The sequence below is a fragment of the Rickettsia endosymbiont of Orchestes rusci genome (genome assembly GCF_964030945.1).
Taxonomy (GTDB): Bacteria; Pseudomonadota; Alphaproteobacteria; order Rickettsiales; family Rickettsiaceae; genus Rickettsia.
On record NZ_CAXIQG010000004.1, the window covers coordinates 147,159 to 167,532 of the forward strand.

Consider the following 20,374-nt stretch of genomic DNA (forward strand, 5'->3'; position numbering starts at 1 on the left):
GAATCTTTTTATGATATTATAAGCTGGACTGAAGTGGTCGTAGCCACGGAATGACAGAATTTTTACCTCTTTATTTAAACGTTCGTACACTAGTGGGCTTGACCACGGTATCCAGAAAAAATTAAAAAGCCTGACTGGATGCCGTGGTCAAGCCACGGGGTGAGCCAGTCCCAATTCTTGAAAGATGAGTAATATTACACACTAAACGATTTTCCACAACCGCATGCGGCTTTTTGATTTGGATTAGTAAAAACAAACCCCGATTTAAATTGACTTTCGACATAATCCATTTCAGTATTTATAAGATACATTAATGCTTTAGGATCAATCAATATTTTTACGCCTTTTTCTTCCACTACTTCATCAAATTGGTTTTTATCGTCAGCATATTCTACGTAATAAGAAGTTCCTGCACACCCACCTGATTTTACTCCGACTCTAATGCCGAAAGACGGCTTACCGCGTTTTTCAAATAATAACTTAACCTGTTTTGCTGCCGCTTCAGTTATTGAAATAACATTTTTCATGATGTTCAAACATTTTTCTTAAGCTTGTAATCGGCTATTGCCGCTTTTATAGCATCCTCGGCCAATAATGAACAATGAAGTTTTACGGGCGGTAGTGATAGCTCTTTTGATATTTCCGTATTTTTAATAGTTTCAGCATCATTAACCGATCTACCTTTAATCCATTCCGTTACCAAAGAACTTGAAGCAATAGCGGAACCGCACCCGAATGTTTTAAATTTAGCATCTTCGATAATGCCGTTTTCATCAACTTTTATTTGTAACTTCATTACGTCACCGCAAGCCGGTGCGCCGACAAGACCCGTACCGACATTTTTATCTTCCTTATCAAGTGCGCCGACATTACGAGGATTCTCGTAATGATCAATCACTTTAGGACTATATGCCATTGTTATTCTCCTATTATTTAAATATTTACTATCAATGTCATTCCCCCGCGTGGAAGGCGTTGTTGCGTGGCTACGGGAATCGTCATTGCAAGGAGGCATTTATGCCGACGCGGCAATCCAGTCAAACATATTTTTATACTAAACTTGTTTAGTATTCTAATTAAATCCCGAATGTAATTCGGGATAGCCTGGATTGCCGCAGCCACTTCGTGGCTTCGCAATGACGGTTCTAGTATCCACGCGAGAATGACTACGGGCGTTGTTGCGTGGTTCGAGTTTTTGATGTCATTCCCGCTAAAGCGGGAATCCAGGCTTTTTTTTGTCATGCTGAACAAGTTTTGCGCATCTTTTTAGTAGATCCTGAAATAAATTCAGGATGACTTAAAAGTATTTTTCTGGATTCCCGCTTTCGCGGGAATGACATAAAAGGATGCGGGAATGACATCGATCACATTTTTATCATTCTACGCAACAACCCCTAATTTAGTGAGCTGCCCATTTTATTTTCTTTAAATCTATTCCTTCCTGCATCATTTCCCAAAGGGGGCTTAACTCCCGTAACTTATTGATTTTTACGGTTATTAATTCTACTGCATAATCAATTTCTTCTTTAGTCGTAAATCTACCTATCCCAAATCTAATGGATGTATGCGCAAGCTCTTCATCAACTCCCATAGCTCGAAGAACATAGGACGGTTCTAAAGAAGATGAAGTACACGCAGAACCTGAAGAAACCGCTAAATTTTTAATAGCAAGGATAGTAGACTCGCCTTCAACACCGGCAAAGCTTAAATTTAAATTACCTTTATATCTCTTATCTTTATCACCGTTTAAATGCACATCTGAAATTCTTTTATTTATATTACTTAAAAATCTATCAAACAAATAATTTACGTGTTCGAGGTCTTTGTGCATTTCATTTAAGGCTATTTCGGCGGCTACGCCGAGGCCCACAATTAAAGGAGTCGGTAATGTTCCTGATCTCATTCCTCTTTCTTGTCCTCCGCCATTTATCAACGGCGTTAACCTTACTCGCGGTTTTTTTCTCACATATAACGCTCCGATACCTTTCGGACCGTAGATTTTATGACCTGAAATACTAGCAAGGTCAATATTATACTCGTTAACATTAATCGGGATTTTACCGAATCCTTGAGCGATATCCGAATGAAAAAATACCCCTTTTGCTCGGCAAATTGCCCCTATTTCTTTTAAGGGCTGAATAACCCCGATTTCGTTGTTAACCGCCATTACCGACACTAACATGGTTTGATCGGTAATATTATTTTTTAACACCTCTAAATCTATTAAACCGTTTGTTTGAATCGGTAAATAGGTAACTTTAGCGCCTTCCTGCTCTAAGTGCCTACATGCATCTAATACGCATTTATGTTCACTAACAACGGTAATAATATGATTTTTTTTGTTGCCGTAAAATTTAGCTATGCCCTTAATAGCTAAATTATTAGATTCGGTTGCGCCGGAAGTAAAAATAATTTCTTTAGCTTCCGCGTTTATAAGCATAGCTATTTGTTTTCTTGCTTCTTCTACTGCTTCTTCTGCTTCCCAGCCGAAAGAATGACTACGTGAATGAGGATTGCCGAATTTAGTAGTAAAATAAGGAATCATTGCTTCCATTACCCTAGGGTCCATAGGCGTAGTAGCTTGATAATCCATATAGATCGTTGATTTTTCCGCTTCGCTCATATTAATTCCTGTTTATAAATTTCTTCAAACGCTTTAATAAAAATTTTAACGTCTTCCGGTGTTTCATTATGACTAAACGATACTCTAATAGAAGAGCTTATTTCCGTCTCATTCAAACCCATAGCACTTAGCACATGCGATTTAGATACTTTACCCGATGAGCAGGCAGAACCGGAGCTAACAGAAATACCCCGCAAATCAAAAGCTATTAATTTTGCTTGACCATCGGTTTTAGGTACTATAATTAACGAGGTATTAGGTAACCTTGAAACACTCTGCCCTACTATTTTCACATTTTTATATTTACTTAAATATTTCTCTAATAACTCCTGTAACATCTTTATTTTCTTGTATCTATCTTCTATTTCATCTGTTACTATTTCAGAAGCAAGACTGAAACAGGCAATTGCTAAAACATTTTCCGTACCGGAGCGTATATTTTTCTCTTGCCCGCCGCCAATCGTTATCGGCGTAAGTATATTTTTTGAGCTAGCAATTAATGCAGAACTACCCTGCCCCGCACCTATTTTATGCCCTGAAATTGTGCAAAAATCTAAGCCTAAGCTTTTGATATTTATTGGTATTCTACCGAATCCTTGCACGCAATCACTATGAAAAACCGCACCATATTTTTTAACAATCACAGCAATCGCCGCTATATCCTGAATAACACCCGTTTCATTGTTGGCAAGCATTATAGAAACTAGCTTTTTATTATTCTTACTTTGAGATAGCAGATTTTCTAGGTTTTCTAAATCAATAATACCGTTATAGTCAACTTTTATTACTTTGATGTTAGGAGCATATTTTACATGATTAAAAATCGATAAATGCTCAATAGCCGAAATAAAAATATCTCCGTCATAATAATTTTTTATTACTAAATTATTGCTTTCAGTACCCGAAGAAGTAAAAATAATTTCATATTCTTTTGAATTTACCGTTATCCCGACCGAGTTTGCTATTTGCTCCCGCGCCTCTTCTACTATTTTTCTAGCTAACCGCCCTTGTATATGAATAGAAGAAGGATTTAAAGCGCCCTCTATTAAACTTATCATTAATTCCTTAACTTGCGGCTCTGTAAAAGTAGTAGCGTTATGATCCAAGTATAACATACTTTTATTACATAAATTTTGATTTGTTATAATTATTTAAAACAATATCGGAAATAGATATTTTTTCAAAATAATTACGAATATGGCTAGTAAGACCTAACCACAAATGATGTGAATTGCATTTTACTTTATTAGGTATACAAGCCTTTGTTGAGTCTTGGTTTGTTAATTTTTGATAACATTTTGTCATTTCGATATTCTCGTCTACCGCGTCCATAATGTTGGAAATTTTTATTTCATTCAATGTAGTATTAAAAACATATCCGCCCTTAGGACCCTTAATCGATTTTACTAAATTAGCTTTTTTAAGCTTGGCAAAAATCTGTTCTAAATAATTAACGGAAATATTTTGTTTTGAAGAAATTTCAGCTAAAGTAATAGGTTTATCGGTTGACCGCAAAGCCATTTCTAAAATAGCCATCACCGCATACCGACCTTTGGTTGTTAGCATCATATAATATTCCTTAAAAATTTAAATTATTTATAAATTAACTCCAACTATGTATAAGAATTATCCATAGTTCGCCTTAAATTAAACTACAATATCATACTAATTTAGTAAAGTATTATAATTTAATTATTTATTAATATTAATGAAAAAATTAATTTGTGAATGCAAGTTATTGCTGCATGGGGCGAGATCAATTAACTATTTATAAGCATAATTAATATTTCTTCTAGCAAGACCTATATTTTTTAAACGCTCGTATACTTTTTCAAATACTTGCTTAGGTAAGGTGTTTGAGGTAGTAATTTGGAGAAATTTATCATCTTTTAATTTAATAAAAAAAGACGGCTCGTAAAATTCCGGTCCGTCAATTTCCCTAGAAATTTTTATAAAATAACCGATTATGTGACTATTATAATAATCGCATTTACTAATCATTTTTTTTGCTATTTTATTAATATAAATATCTGTTCTAACGGTATAAGTAAAAGCAAGAGCAATGCCGAGCATCAGGCGTTGACGGTGACTAAAAGGAATATCGGAAGATAAAATAAATTCCGAAACGAAATTTGCTCTTAGAGTTTTATCGATATTTTTATTATACTGCGCCAGCATAATTGCCAGTTCTATGGTGATAAGCGTCGTAGCATCAGGATTAATTAAAAGATATTTTATTGCTTCAACATATTTATCAATTTTACAAATATCTTTATCAAATTTTACTAATTTTTTTACTCTCTCATAAATAATATCTTTTTTCTGTTCATGGTAGGGAAGCGAATCAAATCTAACCCCTTCTTTCAAACCGTAATTTGAAATTATTATTTTTTCCGGCGAAAACACCTTAATCATCGACTTTACTACTAAAACAGCATTATAATTAATAGCTTTTTGTTCATAATAACTTAGTTTTAGTTTGTCAATGTGAGATAATTTTTCAAGATAAAATTCAAACTCAGCTCGGTTTATTTCAAAATTATGTAAATTTTTAAGGGGATAATTGATAGATTCCATATATAAACGACCCATCAACCTTAAAGCTCCGCCGATTAAATATAAATTAGGATAATGTTTCTCTCCGAATTCTTCTTTAATCATTTTAGTAATCGAATGAGTATCAAAGTTACTACTAGGAATAACTTTTGTACCTAAAGGCAAAGACTTTAATTTACCGACCTTTTTATTTTCAATTTGCGCAAGCTCAAGACTTCCTCCGCCTAAATCTGCCACCACCCCGAAAGCATCGCTTATGCCTGAAATCAAACCGGCAGCAGTTAAATAAGCTTCTCGCTCGCCGGAGATAATTTCAATATCTATATTAAATTTCTTTTTAATTATTTCCTTAAATTCTTTAGCTTTGGGGTGACCTCTAAGTATTGCGGTAGCAACGCATTGTATGTTACTAACGGAAAGCCTAGTAAAAATATGAATAAGATATTGTAGTGACAGGTAAGTTTGATGCTTTATTTCTAAATTGTCTAGATCGAGTAAATTTATAATATAACTTTTAAATTTATAATTAAAAATCTCAGGAGCTCCTAGTTCATCACATTCATAAACTACGGCCCTTACGGCATTAGAACCTATATCAATAATAGCTGAACGCATGTTTATATATTATTTATTCGTTTCAGCAGAAATATTTTCCGTTTCTGCCGATATTTCTTCGGAAGATTCACTATTTGCTTTAGGATCAAAAGGCACTTGAGTAGGTACAAATGTAGGAGGTAATAACCTACTGGTAAAAAACTTATCCTCATAATATTTAATCTTACGAGATTTTATAGGAGGAAAAGACTCTATTAAAACAATCTGCTCATCCTTCGGTAACTGTATTACTTCTTGAGGTAAAAGTAAAGCTCTTTGAACCTGTGATACATTTTGCGTTCTAGTCGAAATATTAAGATCGAAAAATATAGGTTTACTAAATGATCTTTGTTCTACTGTTTTATTACCGACAAGTTGCGATATTAAATTAGCCGTTTCGTAGTTATTAGCCGCAAAAGTAATTCGATATGTAGCATTTGATAAAAACGAATTCATGCCGGCATCTTCATATGTTCCTTTGAGCTGCTGAGTATCTTGAATAATCAAAAACAACCGAACTCTGTATCCTCTAAAAAAAGCAATACCGGCTTTAAACGTATCCATTTTGCCGAGCGTCGGAAATTCATCTAATAAAAACATCACGCCGTACGGCTCTTCCTTAAGATCGGGCATTTTTCGGCTTAAAAATTCCGTAGCTTGTTGATAAAATACCTGCATTAATTTCTGCAAACGCTGGATATTATCAGGAGTAAGATCGACATATATCGTGGTTTTTTTTCTTTTTAATTCTTGGATATTAAAATCGGAGGAAGCGGTAGCGGCATCAATCAACGGATTTGCCCATAATTCAAGTGAAGAGTTCATTGTAGAGATAACACCGGAACGTTCCTTATCGGCTTTCTGCAAAAACGCCGCAATATTCATATATGCAACCGGATGTATTACTTTACCTAAAGTATCAAGTACCACAGCTAAATTATATACTACGTCATCACTGCACATTGTTCTAACTACTTCTCCGAAGGATTTAGTCTTATTCGGATCGGCAATTAAATATAGCGTTACCCCCAAGAATAAGCTGCGTGCTTCGTTATTCCAAAAATCTTTTTCCGGCATAATGAGGTTAGAAATTTTTTGGACGTCATCAACCATTTGACCGGGCTTAGTACTAACCCAATCTATAGGATTATAACAATGAGTTACGCCATCGGGATTTGACGGCTCCCAGACAAAAACCGCTTGCCCTTGCTTTTGCCGCCATCCGCTAGTTAAACCGTGATTCTCAAGCTTAATGTCATGTACGACTATCGAATCACTCCAAAATAACAAATTAGGAATTACAAATCCGACACCTTTTCCCGATCCTGTCGGAGCAAATAACAGGGCATGCTGAAACCCGTCGGCAACAAAATAACCTCCACTATCAACTCCTATTAACATACCTTTTTTGGCACGAAGACCCGCAGCTTCAATATCGCTATAGTTTGCCCAACTTGCATCACCGTATACTTTTTCTTGCTGTTTAAAAAACTGTAATGCCTTTATTCTGTCAAAATTTTTAATATAAAAAATTATGACAATTGCCGAAGGAGCAAGAAGAGATACTATTAATTTTAATTTTAAATAGTTATAATCCGTAAATTTTAATTGTCCCCATACATTGATAAGCCAATAAGCCCATTTATAAGCAATATTTATAGCATTTACATTTACTCCCAGACCGCCAAGTTCATTAGTAGAAATTGCAACAAAAACTCCGCTTACCCATAATGTACAAAAAATAACAATCGGATGAATTATGGCATGACCGAATATATTTCTGGTAACTTTAAGTATCTTATACCACTCCATTAATATTCCTATTTTTATACTCGAATGATTTTAAAAATTGCTCTTTCATTTTATCAGAGACTCGTGTGCTCACTTGACTCAAGTGTACGCTGCGCGCACTCACCCTTCAAAATAAAATTCAATTCTTAAAATCATTCGAGTATACCTAAAATTATTTTGTCTTTCGATGTCATTCAGAATTCGATGTCATTCCCGCGCAGGCGGGAATCCAGAAAAATTATAGTCATCCTAAATTTATTTCAATATCTTTTTGTATTAGATGCTGAAACAAGTTCAGCATGACAAGAAAGCCTGGATTCCCGCCTTTAGCTAGAATGACACCCTTTTTATGGCAATTTCTAATCCATGCACAACGCCCCGTTTTCGCGGGAATGACATCGAATACGTTTAACCTATCGACACAACAACCCAATACACCTAAATCATACTTTCGGCACTTTTATTTTTCTTATAATACACCTCGGAAACGTATCTTTTTCCGCCGCTACCACGCTTTAATTGTACTACGATATCGACCACGGTTAGAATATATTTTTTTACCTCTTCAGGCGGCATACCAAGATCTGCTTGCATAACCATTAGCTTCATTTGTTCTATCGCCATAGCCGGGCTATCGGCATGCAGAGTTGATATAGAACCGGGGTGACCGGTATTAATTGCCCGCAAAAAACTAAAAGCTTCCGCACCTCGTAGCTCTCCGACTATAATTCTATCAGGTCGGAGCCGTAAGCACGCTTCTATTAAACTTTGCGTATTAACATTAGCACGACCCTGCCCGCCTTTAGAAGAAAGTAAATGTACTTTATTAGGATGTTTCGGCAATAACACTTCTCTTGCATCTTCTACCGTAATTATTCTCTCTTCTAGCGGTATTTCACCAAGAGCCGCATTAGTAAAAGTAGTTTTACCGGTAGAAGTTCCGCCGCTAATAATAATATTTTTCTTTGAAATCACCGCATGTCTGACAAATTCTTTTATCTTTTTTTCTGCTAAGTAATTATTTAGAATTCCTTCATTTTCGTCTATTATTGCTTCAGTAACTGTTGCATCGAAAGCCCCCATTTTAGCATATTCATCTAATGAAAGATTCATAGTACTACCTTTCCTAATCGAGTAGATAATTTGTCCTATCTCACAAGCAGGCGGGAATACTATTTGAATACGATAACCATTCGGCAAAGAAGCTGAAAGTAACGGTTTTTCTTCAGAAATAATTTGCTCTGTAGATTGCGCAACTAAACGCCCCAGCGACATAAGATGCTCAAAATCAAGGTCGGGTATTTGCTTAGAATATATTTCTCCTTTCTTTTCAACCCAAACTTCCCCCGGTTTATTAACCATGATCTCATTAATACCTTCCTCGGCAAATAAATCCTTAAAGGGCAATAAAAATGTTTCTAACGCAGCAAATTCATCTGCCATACATATACTCTTTTGCTTTCAAGAATTGCTCTTTCATTAGACTTCTTGCATAACTTGCTTCTAAGGGTAATTTGTACGTCAATCCGGTACTCGCATCCTCACGTACGTTAGAGTACGCTGCGGTGCTGCGTTCCGTGTTTCCTTCAAATTCCTCCTTATTAGCTACGTTATGCAAGAAGTCTATTTTATCAAGGACTCCTGTACTCACGTACCAAGAGTACGCTGCGTGCAGTCGCCCTTCAAAATAAAATTCAATTCTCGAAATCATTTGAGTATACCATTCGTATTTCAAGAATTGAGTTATTATTCCCGTGATCAAGTTGCTATATGACAGGGGTAGCCCATGAAAAATTGCTTTTGTACATTTAATTTCAGAATTTGGTATCATTTCATTAACCTTGATTTTAATAATACAGCTTTCGGAAATTTATAATCTTTATTAACATATATTTTAATCGCGGTTCCCTGGTCAATAGTGGTAGTCGGCTTAAACTCCTGCTGGCTTATCATATCTTTAACCGTATTAGTTACATCAGTAAAAGCTTGAGTAGATGCTTGCTGTGCTTGTGTCGGAGCAGAAGCGGTAGTAGCCGTAGTCAATAAACTTGCAGCAGCCGAGTTAACCGCTTGCACCAATGCCGCAAGCCTTTGAGCCGCAGTATTTGCCGTTGCCGGATTTTGTGCGGTAGTACAGCTTTGAGTCATGGAAGAATAAGCCGCCGAAGTTGTATCGGTAATAGCACCGAGTACGCTAGTACAAATCATTACAATCCTTACATCTTCAGTCATAGCGGTATTAGCAGCATTTGATTGAGCTATATTTTGTATTTGCGTCGCAACAGCACTATTCGCCGCCGCAGCTTGTGAGTTAATAGGCGGTGCAACTACTTTGTCAAGAGCATTGGCAAATGCAATATTAAAGGCTGACTGCAATATAGAGTTAGCAAAACGTTCTTTAAATTTATTATCCACCCTTCCTTGAGTTCCTTTTCTTCCTAAATTATCTACGGCAATAGCGTCAAACTCTATAGTGTAACCATTAGTAAGGTCTATTCTACTCCATATTACGGAAATTCTGCCGTAAGTTTCCGCTGAAGCTCCATAAGTTCCAAAAATCTTTGATCCCTTTGGAATTAAAGGAACTTTACCTTTTTCCGAAAATACATCTCTACTAATCACCGCTCTTACTTCACCGCCAAAGTCGCTATTTATAGCCGTTTCTAATACTGCATCAATTATTTTACCTCTCCCAAGAACAAAATTCATGTCGCCACGATCTTTAAAAGTCGCTTCTTGCGTCACTTGTTCCGGAGTTTTTTTAACTTCCGTCCCCCCGATTAATACTATAGAAGATTTTCTTTTTGCTTCACGACGTTGTTTTTCTGCATCACTATCGACTAAATTTGACGGAGCAGACGGCAAAGAAAGAGAGGGAGGTAGCGGCGCTTTATCTTTATCTTCCACCGGAGTAGGCAAAACCGGCGGCGCTACTACTACAGGCGGCGGAGGCGGAGCAGCCGGCGTCTCAAGTTTAGGAGGTTCCGGTAATTTAGGAATTTCGGGAATATTATCCTGAACATCTTGAGCCGGTTTTGCAATATTAACAACAGGCGGCACCGAATCCTGAGAATCATCCTTTTTATTACTAAAGAAAAGATAGAAAAATATATATGCAAAAATACCACAAATTATCACTAAAATAGCGATACTTTTGTTAAAGCTAACGGAAACTTTAGAAAGCTCTTTTTGAACCTCGGGTAACTCGGTCGCTGAAGAATTAGGGTTATTAATATTTTGCTCTTCGGCCATAATTAAATTTGTGTTATTATATTAATTTTAAATGCTTTTAAGGTATACTACTCGATTAACTTGAAAAGCTGTCATTCCGTGGCTACGACCACTTCAGTCCAGCTTATAATATCATAAAAAGATTCTAAAATAAGTCTAATATGGCTTTATTTTCCTGGATGCCGTGATCAAGTCACGGCATGACACAGCCTTTTTTCAACGTTCGTACAGTAGTGGGCTTGACCGGACTTGTTGCATGGCTCGAATTTTCGATGTCATTCTAGCTAAAAGCGGGAATGACACCCTTTTTACGGCAATTTCTTATCCATGCAACAACGCCGATGCCTCCTCGCAATGACGCTTTACTCTCAAAAATCACTAGACCTTTTCTTAGGATAATAAAATCTAATTACATATACTAAGTCTTTTTCGCGTCCTTCTTCGAGTTCCATAGACGCAATATCAAACTCATAAGTTCTTTTATTAGTTATTATAGTCATATTTGTTCTAATATCTTTTTCCAAGGGTTTTATAAACAACCTATTAGCTAGCGGCGTTATTTTCCACGCGTAAGCATCCCCCTAAGTTATAGTTTGAATTTCTTCATTCTTGGCAAATTCTATATGAGATTGAAAACCGAAATGTAAAACTAATAAATAAACCTCATTGGGATTATATATATAAGTTTTTATTCTATTATCGGTAGTTATAGATAAATCATCGATATAATTATCATTATATGATCTAGCTGGTCCTAAAGAACACTCAGCCTTTATCGTGAAGCTATTTAATAATACTATAATTAAAAAACAAAATTTAGCTATTGTCATCGTCTACCCTATATCCGCTTACTTGAAAACCCACCGGATTTATATCAAGCTCTACGTCTGTTAATTCCATCGGTACATAAGCAAAACTTATCACCGATATTTTGTTAAAAATTCGCTGGTCTCCTGATGTTTCACTTATAGAGAACCTTACTATATATTTATCTTGAGCTAATTTTGACCATGATTTTATCGTTAAAAAAGTAGTGTTACCCTGGGTATATTTTAAGGTAGGATCATTATCTTTGTTTTTTATAAACCCTAGATAATTATAGTAAACACTGCTTGTGGAAAATAATCGAACGGTAGTACGAGCGATAGTTGTAAAATCTACGGGATTATAAGTTTCTCTTGCTACAAGATATTTTTTTATAAAATATCTTGTAAGAGAATCATCGGCAGCAAGTAGCGTTGAAGAAGCAGGACTCACTATTGCCGCCCTTCCCGTATTATCATCAAGCTGAATTACAAACGGATAAAATTGTTTGGAATTTACTACAAAAGCAATTACCAAAGTAGCTATAACCATAAAGCTTGTAAGAATTATTAACAATATCATTAATAAATTACGCTGAACGATTATTTTATCTGATCGTTCTTCATACCAATTTTGAGTAGCTTTTAATGCGTTAAGCGGTTTGTCGCTTACTTGATTTTGCTGTAAGCTCTCTCCGGTTTGCAGTTGCCCATTTTCTAGCTTATTAGCACTTGATTTTAAGAAGCTAAATATATCACTTATTTTGAACATTATATATTATCACATTATGAATGGTTATTTACATAAATAAGTATTACATTGTAATTTATTAAAATAATAAGCATTAATTTTTTAATTTTACAAAGAAAAACCAATATTTAATTTAAAAAAAATAATCTTTAATTATTACGCTATATCAACTACTGAATTAACCGGTCTACGAACACACGGATTTATGGGCGCACTAAATAAGTCATTTGATTCAGCCGATACGCAAGGGCTTTTTATTTCATAAGGAGCCTAAGGCGTACATGATAACAACTGCAAAAGTATAACCAATGATATTGAAAGTTTTAATAATCTTAACATTATTAATTATATTATAAAATTTCTTGTTCTGCTTTAAATTAACTTAGTATAAAATACTTCTCAAGCATTTTTTATAAAAAATTTACTTTTACGTGAAAATAAATTAATAAAGCTTGTAAAGTTTCTAATTACTATAGTCTATAATAAACAACAGTTATTATAAATTTAAATTTACAAATTAGTTTTTTTAGTTCAAACTTATATTATGCACCTGACATAGTAGCAACAAAATAAACTTATTTATTAGTTTAAATAACCAAGCATGTTAATAAATAATAATTATATTTAAATAAATATGCTAGACTTTAGCAAATTAAACGAATAGCTATTAAATAACTATGGATCCAATACTTAGCTCCGTACAAGAATATATTAAATCGGGAGAATATTTTGCCGATGCAAAAAAATGGTATAATTTTAAATATGTAACTCCCTTAAGTCAGAGGTCTTTATTACTTTTAACTTGTACTGTTTTCTTGATATTACTTCTAACAATTTGTGTAAGTATTAATGCCTTATTACCGATAAAGCAAAAAGTAAGCTATGCCATACAATCAAAAACGGAAAAGCATACAACGATAACGAATACAAGCCAAACTACGCAACATGATCCTTATACTTCCCTTGTTAATATTATGATTAAAAATTATTTATCAAGACGGGAAACGTATAATTATAATATGATAAAAGAACAGTTTACTTTTATTCAAAATACTTCAACTCGAATAGTTTACACGCAATTTGTTAACTTTATGAATATCGATAACCCTTTATCACCGGTTATGAGATATCAAAAATTATTTAGACGTTCCGTGGTTATATCATCAATTACCAATATTAATGATAATGAAGTAACCGTTATTTTTGAATCATTAGCAAAAAATACTGCCGGTGAAATTTTAGAAAATATGGTATGGGAGGCAACAATAGGTTTTATAATGGACTCAATTAGTTTAGATTTAGCTCCGGGGTCACCATATAATTTTACCGTTACCAGCTATAAATTAAAATTATTAAAAGATAAAAATAAGAAATAATATGAAGCAATTATTGATATTTTGTATATTAATATTCTTTACGCTAAATGTATTTGCCGTTAGAGAATCAAGACCGTTAGGCACTGATCCACGCATAAGGATTATGGTTTATAATCCTGACGATGTTTTTAAGTTTACCGGCTATTACGGCTATCAAGCAAGTATAGAACTTGCAAGAGATGAAGAAATCGTCAGTATTTCTATGGGTGATACTACTTCTTGGCAGATTGTGCCGGCAGGACATCGAATTTTTATAAAGCCTATGGAGCAAGACGCTACCACTAATATGACGCTTATTACTAATAAGCGCACTTACTTTTTTGAATTATATGCAGCGGAAACTCTTGATATGAGAGACCCGGAAATGGTTTTTAACGTAAGATTAATCTATCCCGATGACGAAACGGATAGTAGCGGTCATATGCAAACTTATACGGCATCTTCGGCTAGTCCTGATTTAGCTCACCCCGAAAAATATAACTTTAATTACTCTGTTAGCGGTAACGAAGAAATCGCTCCTATCAAAATTTTTGATGACGGAGAATTTACATATCTACAATTTAGGGATAAAAACGCCGAAATACCGGCTATTTTTGCAGTTGACGAAGCCTTAAGAGAGTCTATGGTAAATTATCGCTTAGCACAGGACAACCCTAACATGATCATTATCGAACAGGTTTTTCCAAAATTATCGATACGCAAGGGTAAAAAAGTCACATGTGTATTTAACGACTCCTTTAAGGCTTATTAAAAGAATCGTTCATTGCAAGGAGCCGTAGGCGTTGTTGCATGGCTCGAATTTTCGATGTCATTCTAGCTAAAAGCGGGAATCCATTTTATATGTCATCCTGAATTTATTTCAGGATCTCTTTTAATAGATGCTGAAACAAGTTCAGCATGACATAAGCAAGACTGGATTCCCGCTTTCGCAGGAATGACATAGAACAGGCTTTAACTTATAACAACGCCCGCTTGCAATGATGATGTAACTTTATGCACCTTTCAATCTATTTTTTCGCATTAATAATTTTAACATGCGGATTATTTATAATGCTTACCGGTCATAATTATATTCATAAAATTATAGGGCTTGGGGTTTTTCAAAGTTCCGTATTGATTTTTTACTTAGCTCTCGGCAAAATTAACGGCGGCGGAGTCCCTATTCAGCAAGAAGGAATAACCGCTTATTCTAGTCCACTGCCTCATGTATTAATGCTCACCGCTATCGTCGTTGGATTCGCTACTTTATCGGTAGGGCTTAGTTTAATATATCAAATCTTCAAACAATTCGGTACTATATCGGAAGATGAAATTAATTTTAACGATAATATTTAGTTTAAAGAAGAATGATTTTAATAACACAATTCCCGTCTTTACAAATATTATTACCGCTCGCAGGCGCTTTACTAATAATATTTACTTATCAACATATTTTAATCGCTAGGCTAATTGCCGTTAACTGTATTCTTGCAAATCTTATACTTAGTATTTACGGCTTTATTACTATGGACGGGCAACTAATATCCTATACTTTTGGGGGATGGACTTCCTTCGTCGGTATTGAATATCAATTAAATCATTTCAATCAATCTATTATTATCTACCTTAATCTTGTTCTATTATTTTTTTTAGTTTTTTGCCGCAATCTTATTGAAGATACGGTTACAAAATTCATTAACGATAAAAGAAAATCTCTATTTTACTCGGTATTATTATTTGCTCATACGGGGTATTTAGGGATGGTTAGTACTAACGATTTTTTTAATCTCTATGTATTTATTGAAATTTCATCGCTTAGCAGCTACGTTTTAATGGCTCAAGGCAATAACCCCAAATCTTTAGTGGGAGCTTTTGATTATTTAATAATGGGTAGTATCGGCGCAACCTTTATATTAATAGGCATTGGATTTTTACTTAGCTTTACCGGCAGCCTTAATATGCTAGACGTAGCAACCCGTATTCAAGAATATTATAATTCTCGGATAGTAATAGCTGCTATCGGTTTCTTTTTAATCGGGGTCATTCTTAAAACCGCTTTTTTCCCTATGCATTTCTGGATGGTAAGAGCTTATACGGCTACTGCTTCGGTTATTCTAATCTACTTGGCAGGTATCTCTACCGTAATAGGTATTTACATAATATTTAAATTTAGCCGCCTTACGTTAAATTACGATGAAATAGCTGTAGCTATAACAAATTTTATAAGACCGATAGCTTTATTTACTATTATTATAGCCCCATATTTTGCTTTTAAAGCGAAGGGCATAAAAACTATTATAATTTACTCCGGGCTTACGCAAATCGGTTATGCGTTCCTACTATTAATAACAAAAGAAGGGGAAACAATTTTACCGATTTTTTTACTAACCGACAGCCTTAACAAAATGGCTTTATTTTTAATTACCGCCTATAATGAAACATATAGTAAGATTATTCATGGCAAAATATCTTGGCGTATTTTAGTAATAATTAGCATAATTTGTAGTGCCGGATTACCCATAAGCCCATTATTTATAATTAAAATCAATATTTTTGATTTACTAATTAGACAAAATTTATGGCTAGATTTTATCGTAATCTTAATAAGCTCGGTAGGATCGCTCTTTTATCATTATAAAATAGTTAAGATATTATTTTGGGAGCGGAGTAATGACATTAATTTAATAAAAAACTCGTCATTGCGAGGAGGTGCATAGCACCGACGTGGCAATCTAGGAAAAAATAGCAAAAAATACTATGAAAACTATTATTTTTTCTAGATTGCCGCGTCGCTACGCTCCTCGCAATGACGAGTTTTGTAATGATTTTGAGCCATGCAACAAGGCTTTCGCTCGCTCGCAATGACGTTGAGATTAAAACCATATTAAATACAACCATGATTGAATTATTTGCCGTACCTAACCTTTTGATATTCTCGACATTACTGGTAGGTATATTAAATTTAACTATTCCTTTTGTCACCAAGGAAGATAGCTTTATCCGTAATTTCCTACTAATTGCGGTTAGTATTTTTTTCTTCGGTAATATTTTAATTATTGATTGGTTATTTTTAAAAGGCATAAGAACAAATATTACCTTTAACATCTCAGGCAATTATTCTATAGGCTTATATCTTGAGCCTCTCGGTCTTATTTTTTTGAGCCTGCTCGGATTTTTATGGATTTGCGCATTACTTTACACACCCAAATATTTAGCAATTAATAATATTGAAAATTCCGATAGGTTTTTATTTTTCTTTAACTTAAGCATTCTTGCCGGTGTGTTTATTGCGCTGTCAGCTAATCTTTTTACGATGTTTATTTTTTATGAAATTCTAACTTTATCTACTGCTTTTCTTATCGGTCATTCCGGCGGAAATAACGTTATGACCGGACTATATAAATACTTAAAAATTCTGATGATTTCAGCGATGCTATTATTCTTACCTGCCATAATAATTATTTACGTTAAAACCGGCAGCGGAGATTTTACTAGCGGCGGCTTTATGGATAATTATTTTTCTAAAAATCAATCTATTATTTTGCTGCTAATGTTTATTTTCGGCATAGCTAAAGCAGCTTTATACCCTGTGCATTCATGGTTACCGGCGGCTATGGTTGCCCATTATCCGGTAAGTAGTTTGCTCCATGCCGTGGTGGTCGTCAAAACCGGTCTGTTCTGCATTTACAAAATTTTAATATATATCTTCGGCTTAACATATTTACAATCAATATTTGAACCTTTTAACTGGCTGATCTTTCTCCCGATAATAACCATATTTTATAGCTCATTCAAAGCTCTTCAAACTGATAATATCAAGAAAATTCTTGCCTACTCAACCATGAATCAATTAGGATTAGCGTTGCTTAGTGCCTTTATGCTAACCCCGAAAGCGTTAGGTGCTGCAACAATGCATCTTGTTTCTCATTCATTTACCAAAATTTGCTTATTTTATAGTATGGGAAGTATTTATAGTTTGAAAAAGACTAATCAAATACAAGATTTAGTCGGAGTAAGCAAGGAACTACCGATGATAGCTTTTATCATATTTATTGCCTCGCTATCATTAATAGGAATACCGATTTTTAGCGGCTTTATTAGTAAATTTTCAATTATACTTGCCGCTGCCGAACAAAATCAAATTCTAGTAATGGCGGTTATAATAATTAGTAGTATATTCTCGGCTCTTTATCTTATAAAAATACTGAGTTTTATCTATAAATCCCCGTCCGAAGAGCAACCGGAAATAACAAAAAAACTACCCTACCCTATGCAAATCAGTCTAGTTATATGTTCGTTAGCTATAATATTATTTTATTTTATCCAAATTTTAATTAAAGAATTTCTAGTATATATTGTATAACTATTGCATATAATCAGATTATCCGATAATATTATTATATGATTTTTATCGAGAAACAATATGGCACAAATTATTAGAGCAACAGAAGTAGTACGCTCTTTTTCAGATATTATGAACAGGGTTTACTATAAAGGAGAAAGTTTTGATATTCAAAAAGGACATAATATAGTAGCAAGAATAACTCCAATTCATCTTAAATCCAGTAAAACTACAAAAAATTTACATGAATTCTTTGAAAATGCTCCTAAGCTTGATCCCGATGATGCAGAGCAATTTATAAAAGATATTTATGAAGCACGACAAAAATATGACTTTAAAAAGGATAACAAATGGGATTAATTATCGATATATCAATAATTGTAGCTTTAGAAAAAGGTAAATTGAATCCGGAAGTATGGGGGGCGTATAAACAAGGATATATTAGCCCCGTTACACTAACAGAATTATTAATAGGTGTCGATAGAGCGGATAATGAAAATAGACGTATAAAACGTTTAGCTTTTATTGAGCATATATTAGCTTCACTTCTTATATTACCTTTTGGAGGAGAAGAAGCACGAATATATTCAAAAATTATCCATAATTTATATAAAGAAAGAATAACTCTTGATACTAATGACATGCTAATTGCTACGTCAGCAATAGCCAACAACTACCCTATATTGACTCTAAATGTAAAAGATTTTAAAAGAATTCAGGGGCTTGAAGTGTTAACAGTCCCTTTGAAAGATTAAAATGTTTATCCAAAATAACCGACTATCATTTCTACTAGCCAATTTTGAGTTTATTTTTGATTTCAGTCCGCAAAATAAGTTAATTGCTTTAGCATTTTTAATTATTACAGCAGTTACCGGTTTATACGCGCTTAGTCAAAATAGAAAATTTGAAGCTCTAATTGGCAGTTTATATTGCCTATCTTCGCTTGCTTGCTTATTTGCAGGTGATTTTATTTCTATGATTATCTCTTTGGAATTTATGACCGTATTCGCCTGTATGCTTATTTTTTACGGCGATCGCTTAAATAATATGAAAATCATAAGGCAATATTTTCTTACCCATCTATTTAGTAGCAGCTTGATTCTTATCGGTATTAGCCTGATAATTGCTAAAACTAACGATACAAAAATTATCCCTTTAACAGAACTAGCTAGCAACTACGATTTACCGGCAATATTGATATTCATCGGCTGCCTTATTAATGTCGGTGCCGTATTTTTTACCGGTTGGATAGTTAATTGCTATCCTACCGCTTCCGGTTCGGGGTTCATATATTTAATTAGTTTCACTAACAAAATTGCCGCAATAATTTTGCTAAAATTATTTAGCGGTTTTCTAGTCCTTAAATTCTTCGGCATAGCGATGATCTTATACGGTATAATATATGCTTTAATTGAGCAAAATCTCAAAAGATTATTATGCTACCTTACTATTTCACAGCTTGGTTTTATAATAATAGCTATCGGTACAAACTCTGTTATGGCGACCCGGGCTATTACCGCCTTTCTTTTTATCCATATATTATATAACGGCTTACTTGCTCTATATATCGCTGTACTTAGCGATTCTCAAGATATAAAAAATTATCCCGAACTCAAAAATATCTCGTTATTACAACATCCTATATTATTAATTAGTTTAATATTTAGTGTAGCAATAGCCGCCGGTCTACCGCTATTTGCTACTTTTACTACCAAAATTGCCTTGATGAATTTAATAGAGTGTAATATTAGTTATTACGCTATCCTCTTTTTAAAAATATCTACTTGTATAATATTATTCTCAATATTTCTAGAGCATGGGTTTTTATCACAAAACTCTACTAATTCTACTAAGTTTTTTACAAATTTTAGTCTTTTCATCATGTTTAGTATTACGATGACTATTTGCTTATTATTACCGCAAATATTATTGATTACTTGGCAAGACTATCCGGTTGAGATACTAAGCGCACAGCGATCAGATATAATTAAACAAATAGGTATTATAATAATTTCGGCAATTTCGACTTTAATATTTAGAAAAATCCCAAGATTTTCAACCGAGTATATTAACCTTGATTTATTCCGATTAATCGAGATAACCGCACGGTATTTTGTTAATAGATATAAGACAGAGCCTGTTGACTCCGAAGAAGAAGAGCAATATTTTTACTTAAAGCCTTTCACACAAAATATTTTAAATAAAATAACTATTTTGCATACTCAGCAAACTAGTATATTTACGGTATTGCTGTTATTAATTACTTTAATTTACATATTATTGTAAAAAGCATCTTCGATGTCATTCCCGCGCAGGCGGGAATGACAT

The 20,374-nt window shown here is 34.1% G+C and carries 22 protein-coding genes and 3 pseudogenes; 9 read left to right on the plus strand and 16 right to left on the minus strand.

The window, feature by feature from the left end:
- Positions 1–194: 194 nt before the first annotated feature.
- The 13 genes and pseudogenes from AAHM91_RS04280 to AAHM91_RS04340 all read right to left on the minus strand — a co-directional run bounded on the left by AAHM91_RS04280 (position 195) and on the right by AAHM91_RS04340 (position 10,816).
- Positions 195–527 carry a HesB/IscA family protein gene (locus AAHM91_RS04280; RefSeq protein WP_253307587.1) on the minus strand — a complete coding sequence of 111 codons (333 nt, stop codon included), beginning with the start codon at positions 525–527 and terminating at the stop codon, positions 195–197.
- Between the two features lie 5 nt (positions 528–532).
- Positions 533–916 (minus strand): Fe-S cluster assembly scaffold IscU, encoded by a 384-nt coding sequence (gene iscU, locus AAHM91_RS04285; RefSeq protein WP_342270729.1) that lies wholly within the window; start codon positions 914–916, stop codon positions 533–535.
- 17 nt (positions 917–933) lie between these two features.
- Positions 934–1,242, minus strand: a complete 309-nt coding sequence (locus tag AAHM91_RS04290; RefSeq protein ID WP_342269991.1) for a hypothetical protein — start codon at positions 1,240–1,242, stop codon at positions 934–936.
- On the minus strand, positions 1,239–1,361 hold the full coding sequence (locus AAHM91_RS04295; RefSeq protein WP_342269992.1) for a hypothetical protein: 123 nt from the start codon (positions 1,359–1,361) through the stop codon (positions 1,239–1,241). Before AAHM91_RS04295 ends, AAHM91_RS04290 begins: the two co-directional genes overlap by 4 nt.
- Positions 1,362–1,399: 38 nt before the next feature.
- Positions 1,400–2,623: an IscS subfamily cysteine desulfurase gene (locus AAHM91_RS04300; protein ID WP_342269993.1), complete on the minus strand. Its 1,224-nt coding sequence runs from the start codon at positions 2,621–2,623 to the stop codon at positions 1,400–1,402.
- The gene (locus tag AAHM91_RS04305; protein WP_342269994.1) at positions 2,620–3,738 is read right to left on the minus strand and encodes a cysteine desulfurase family protein; all 1,119 of its coding nucleotides are present in this window, start codon (positions 3,736–3,738) and stop codon (positions 2,620–2,622) included. Before AAHM91_RS04305 ends, AAHM91_RS04300 begins: the two co-directional genes overlap by 4 nt.
- A 7-nt stretch (positions 3,739–3,745) precedes the next feature.
- Positions 3,746–4,192 carry an Rrf2 family transcriptional regulator gene (locus AAHM91_RS04310; RefSeq protein WP_342269995.1) on the minus strand — a complete coding sequence of 149 codons (447 nt, stop codon included), beginning with the start codon at positions 4,190–4,192 and terminating at the stop codon, positions 3,746–3,748.
- A 195-nt stretch (positions 4,193–4,387) separates the two neighbouring features.
- The gene (locus tag AAHM91_RS04315) at positions 4,388–5,794 is read right to left on the minus strand and encodes a Ppx/GppA phosphatase family protein (RefSeq protein ID WP_253307582.1); all 1,407 of its coding nucleotides are present in this window, start codon (positions 5,792–5,794) and stop codon (positions 4,388–4,390) included.
- A gap of 9 nt (positions 5,795–5,803) precedes the next feature.
- Positions 5,804–7,585: a type IV secretory system conjugative DNA transfer family protein gene (locus AAHM91_RS04320; protein ID WP_342269996.1), complete on the minus strand. Its 1,782-nt coding sequence runs from the start codon at positions 7,583–7,585 to the stop codon at positions 5,804–5,806.
- Between the two features lie 223 nt (positions 7,586–7,808).
- Positions 7,809–7,997, minus strand: a complete 189-nt coding sequence (locus AAHM91_RS04325) for a hypothetical protein (protein WP_342269997.1) — start codon at positions 7,995–7,997, stop codon at positions 7,809–7,811.
- Between the two features lie 5 nt (positions 7,998–8,002).
- Complete coding sequence (gene virB11, locus AAHM91_RS04330; RefSeq protein WP_342269998.1) at positions 8,003–9,007, minus strand: P-type DNA transfer ATPase VirB11; 1,005 nt, start codon at positions 9,005–9,007, stop codon at positions 8,003–8,005.
- Between the two features lie 40 nt (positions 9,008–9,047).
- Positions 9,048–9,191 (minus strand): annotated as a pseudogene (locus AAHM91_RS10935) (palindromic element RPE1 domain-containing protein); the annotation flags it as partial.
- Between the two features lie 200 nt (positions 9,192–9,391).
- Positions 9,392–10,816 carry a TraB/TrbI/VirB10 family type IV secretion system protein gene (locus tag AAHM91_RS04340; protein ID WP_342270000.1) on the minus strand — a complete coding sequence of 475 codons (1,425 nt, stop codon included), beginning with the start codon at positions 10,814–10,816 and terminating at the stop codon, positions 9,392–9,394.
- 163 nt (positions 10,817–10,979) lie between these two features.
- On the opposite strand from AAHM91_RS04340, the gene AAHM91_RS04345 reads away from it, so the two are divergent.
- On the plus strand, positions 10,980–11,153 hold the full coding sequence (locus tag AAHM91_RS04345; RefSeq protein WP_342270001.1) for a hypothetical protein: 174 nt from the start codon (positions 10,980–10,982) through the stop codon (positions 11,151–11,153).
- 10 nt (positions 11,154–11,163) lie between these two features.
- Here AAHM91_RS04345 and AAHM91_RS04350 read toward each other — a convergent pair.
- The 3 genes and pseudogenes from AAHM91_RS04350 to AAHM91_RS04360 all read right to left on the minus strand — a co-directional run bounded on the left by AAHM91_RS04350 (position 11,164) and on the right by AAHM91_RS04360 (position 12,688).
- Positions 11,164–11,625 (minus strand): annotated as a pseudogene (locus AAHM91_RS04350) (TrbG/VirB9 family P-type conjugative transfer protein).
- Positions 11,612–12,361 (minus strand): VirB8 family type IV secretion system protein, encoded by a 750-nt coding sequence (locus AAHM91_RS04355; protein ID WP_410526170.1) that lies wholly within the window; start codon positions 12,359–12,361, stop codon positions 11,612–11,614. The pseudogene AAHM91_RS04350 and the gene AAHM91_RS04355 overlap by 14 nt, the downstream one beginning before the upstream one ends.
- 144 nt (positions 12,362–12,505) lie before the next feature.
- A pseudogene (locus AAHM91_RS04360) lies at positions 12,506–12,688 on the minus strand (DUF2706 domain-containing protein).
- A 338-nt stretch (positions 12,689–13,026) separates the two neighbouring features.
- On the opposite strand from AAHM91_RS04360, the gene AAHM91_RS04365 reads away from it, so the two are divergent.
- The 8 genes from AAHM91_RS04365 to AAHM91_RS04400 all read left to right on the plus strand — a co-directional run bounded on the left by AAHM91_RS04365 (position 13,027) and on the right by AAHM91_RS04400 (position 20,332).
- A complete protein-coding gene (locus AAHM91_RS04365; protein ID WP_253307575.1) occupies positions 13,027–13,725 on the plus strand; it encodes a VirB8 family type IV secretion system protein in 699 nt (232 codons plus the stop codon).
- A 1-nt stretch (position 13,726) separates the two neighbouring features.
- Positions 13,727–14,476, plus strand: a complete 750-nt coding sequence (gene virB9, locus AAHM91_RS04370) for a P-type conjugative transfer protein VirB9 (RefSeq protein WP_342270003.1) — start codon at positions 13,727–13,729, stop codon at positions 14,474–14,476.
- 242 nt (positions 14,477–14,718) lie between these two features.
- Positions 14,719–15,060 (plus strand): Na+/H+ antiporter subunit C, encoded by a 342-nt coding sequence (locus AAHM91_RS04375; protein ID WP_253307573.1) that lies wholly within the window; start codon positions 14,719–14,721, stop codon positions 15,058–15,060.
- Positions 15,061–15,071: 11 nt separating this feature from the next.
- Complete coding sequence (locus tag AAHM91_RS04380; protein WP_342270004.1) at positions 15,072–16,421, plus strand: proton-conducting transporter transmembrane domain-containing protein; 1,350 nt, start codon at positions 15,072–15,074, stop codon at positions 16,419–16,421.
- A gap of 179 nt (positions 16,422–16,600) precedes the next feature.
- The gene (locus AAHM91_RS04385) at positions 16,601–18,067 is read left to right on the plus strand and encodes a proton-conducting transporter transmembrane domain-containing protein (RefSeq protein ID WP_341794169.1); all 1,467 of its coding nucleotides are present in this window, start codon (positions 16,601–16,603) and stop codon (positions 18,065–18,067) included.
- Between the two features lie 60 nt (positions 18,068–18,127).
- Positions 18,128–18,406 carry an antitoxin gene (locus AAHM91_RS04390; protein WP_342270005.1) on the plus strand — a complete coding sequence of 93 codons (279 nt, stop codon included), beginning with the start codon at positions 18,128–18,130 and terminating at the stop codon, positions 18,404–18,406.
- The gene (locus AAHM91_RS04395) at positions 18,397–18,801 is read left to right on the plus strand and encodes a PIN domain-containing protein (RefSeq protein ID WP_342270006.1); all 405 of its coding nucleotides are present in this window, start codon (positions 18,397–18,399) and stop codon (positions 18,799–18,801) included. The genes AAHM91_RS04390 and AAHM91_RS04395 overlap by 10 nt, the downstream gene beginning before the upstream one ends.
- Before the next feature lies 1 nt (position 18,802).
- Positions 18,803–20,332 (plus strand): proton-conducting transporter transmembrane domain-containing protein, encoded by a 1,530-nt coding sequence (locus AAHM91_RS04400; protein WP_341792734.1) that lies wholly within the window; start codon positions 18,803–18,805, stop codon positions 20,330–20,332.
- Positions 20,333–20,374 lie beyond the last annotated feature (42 nt).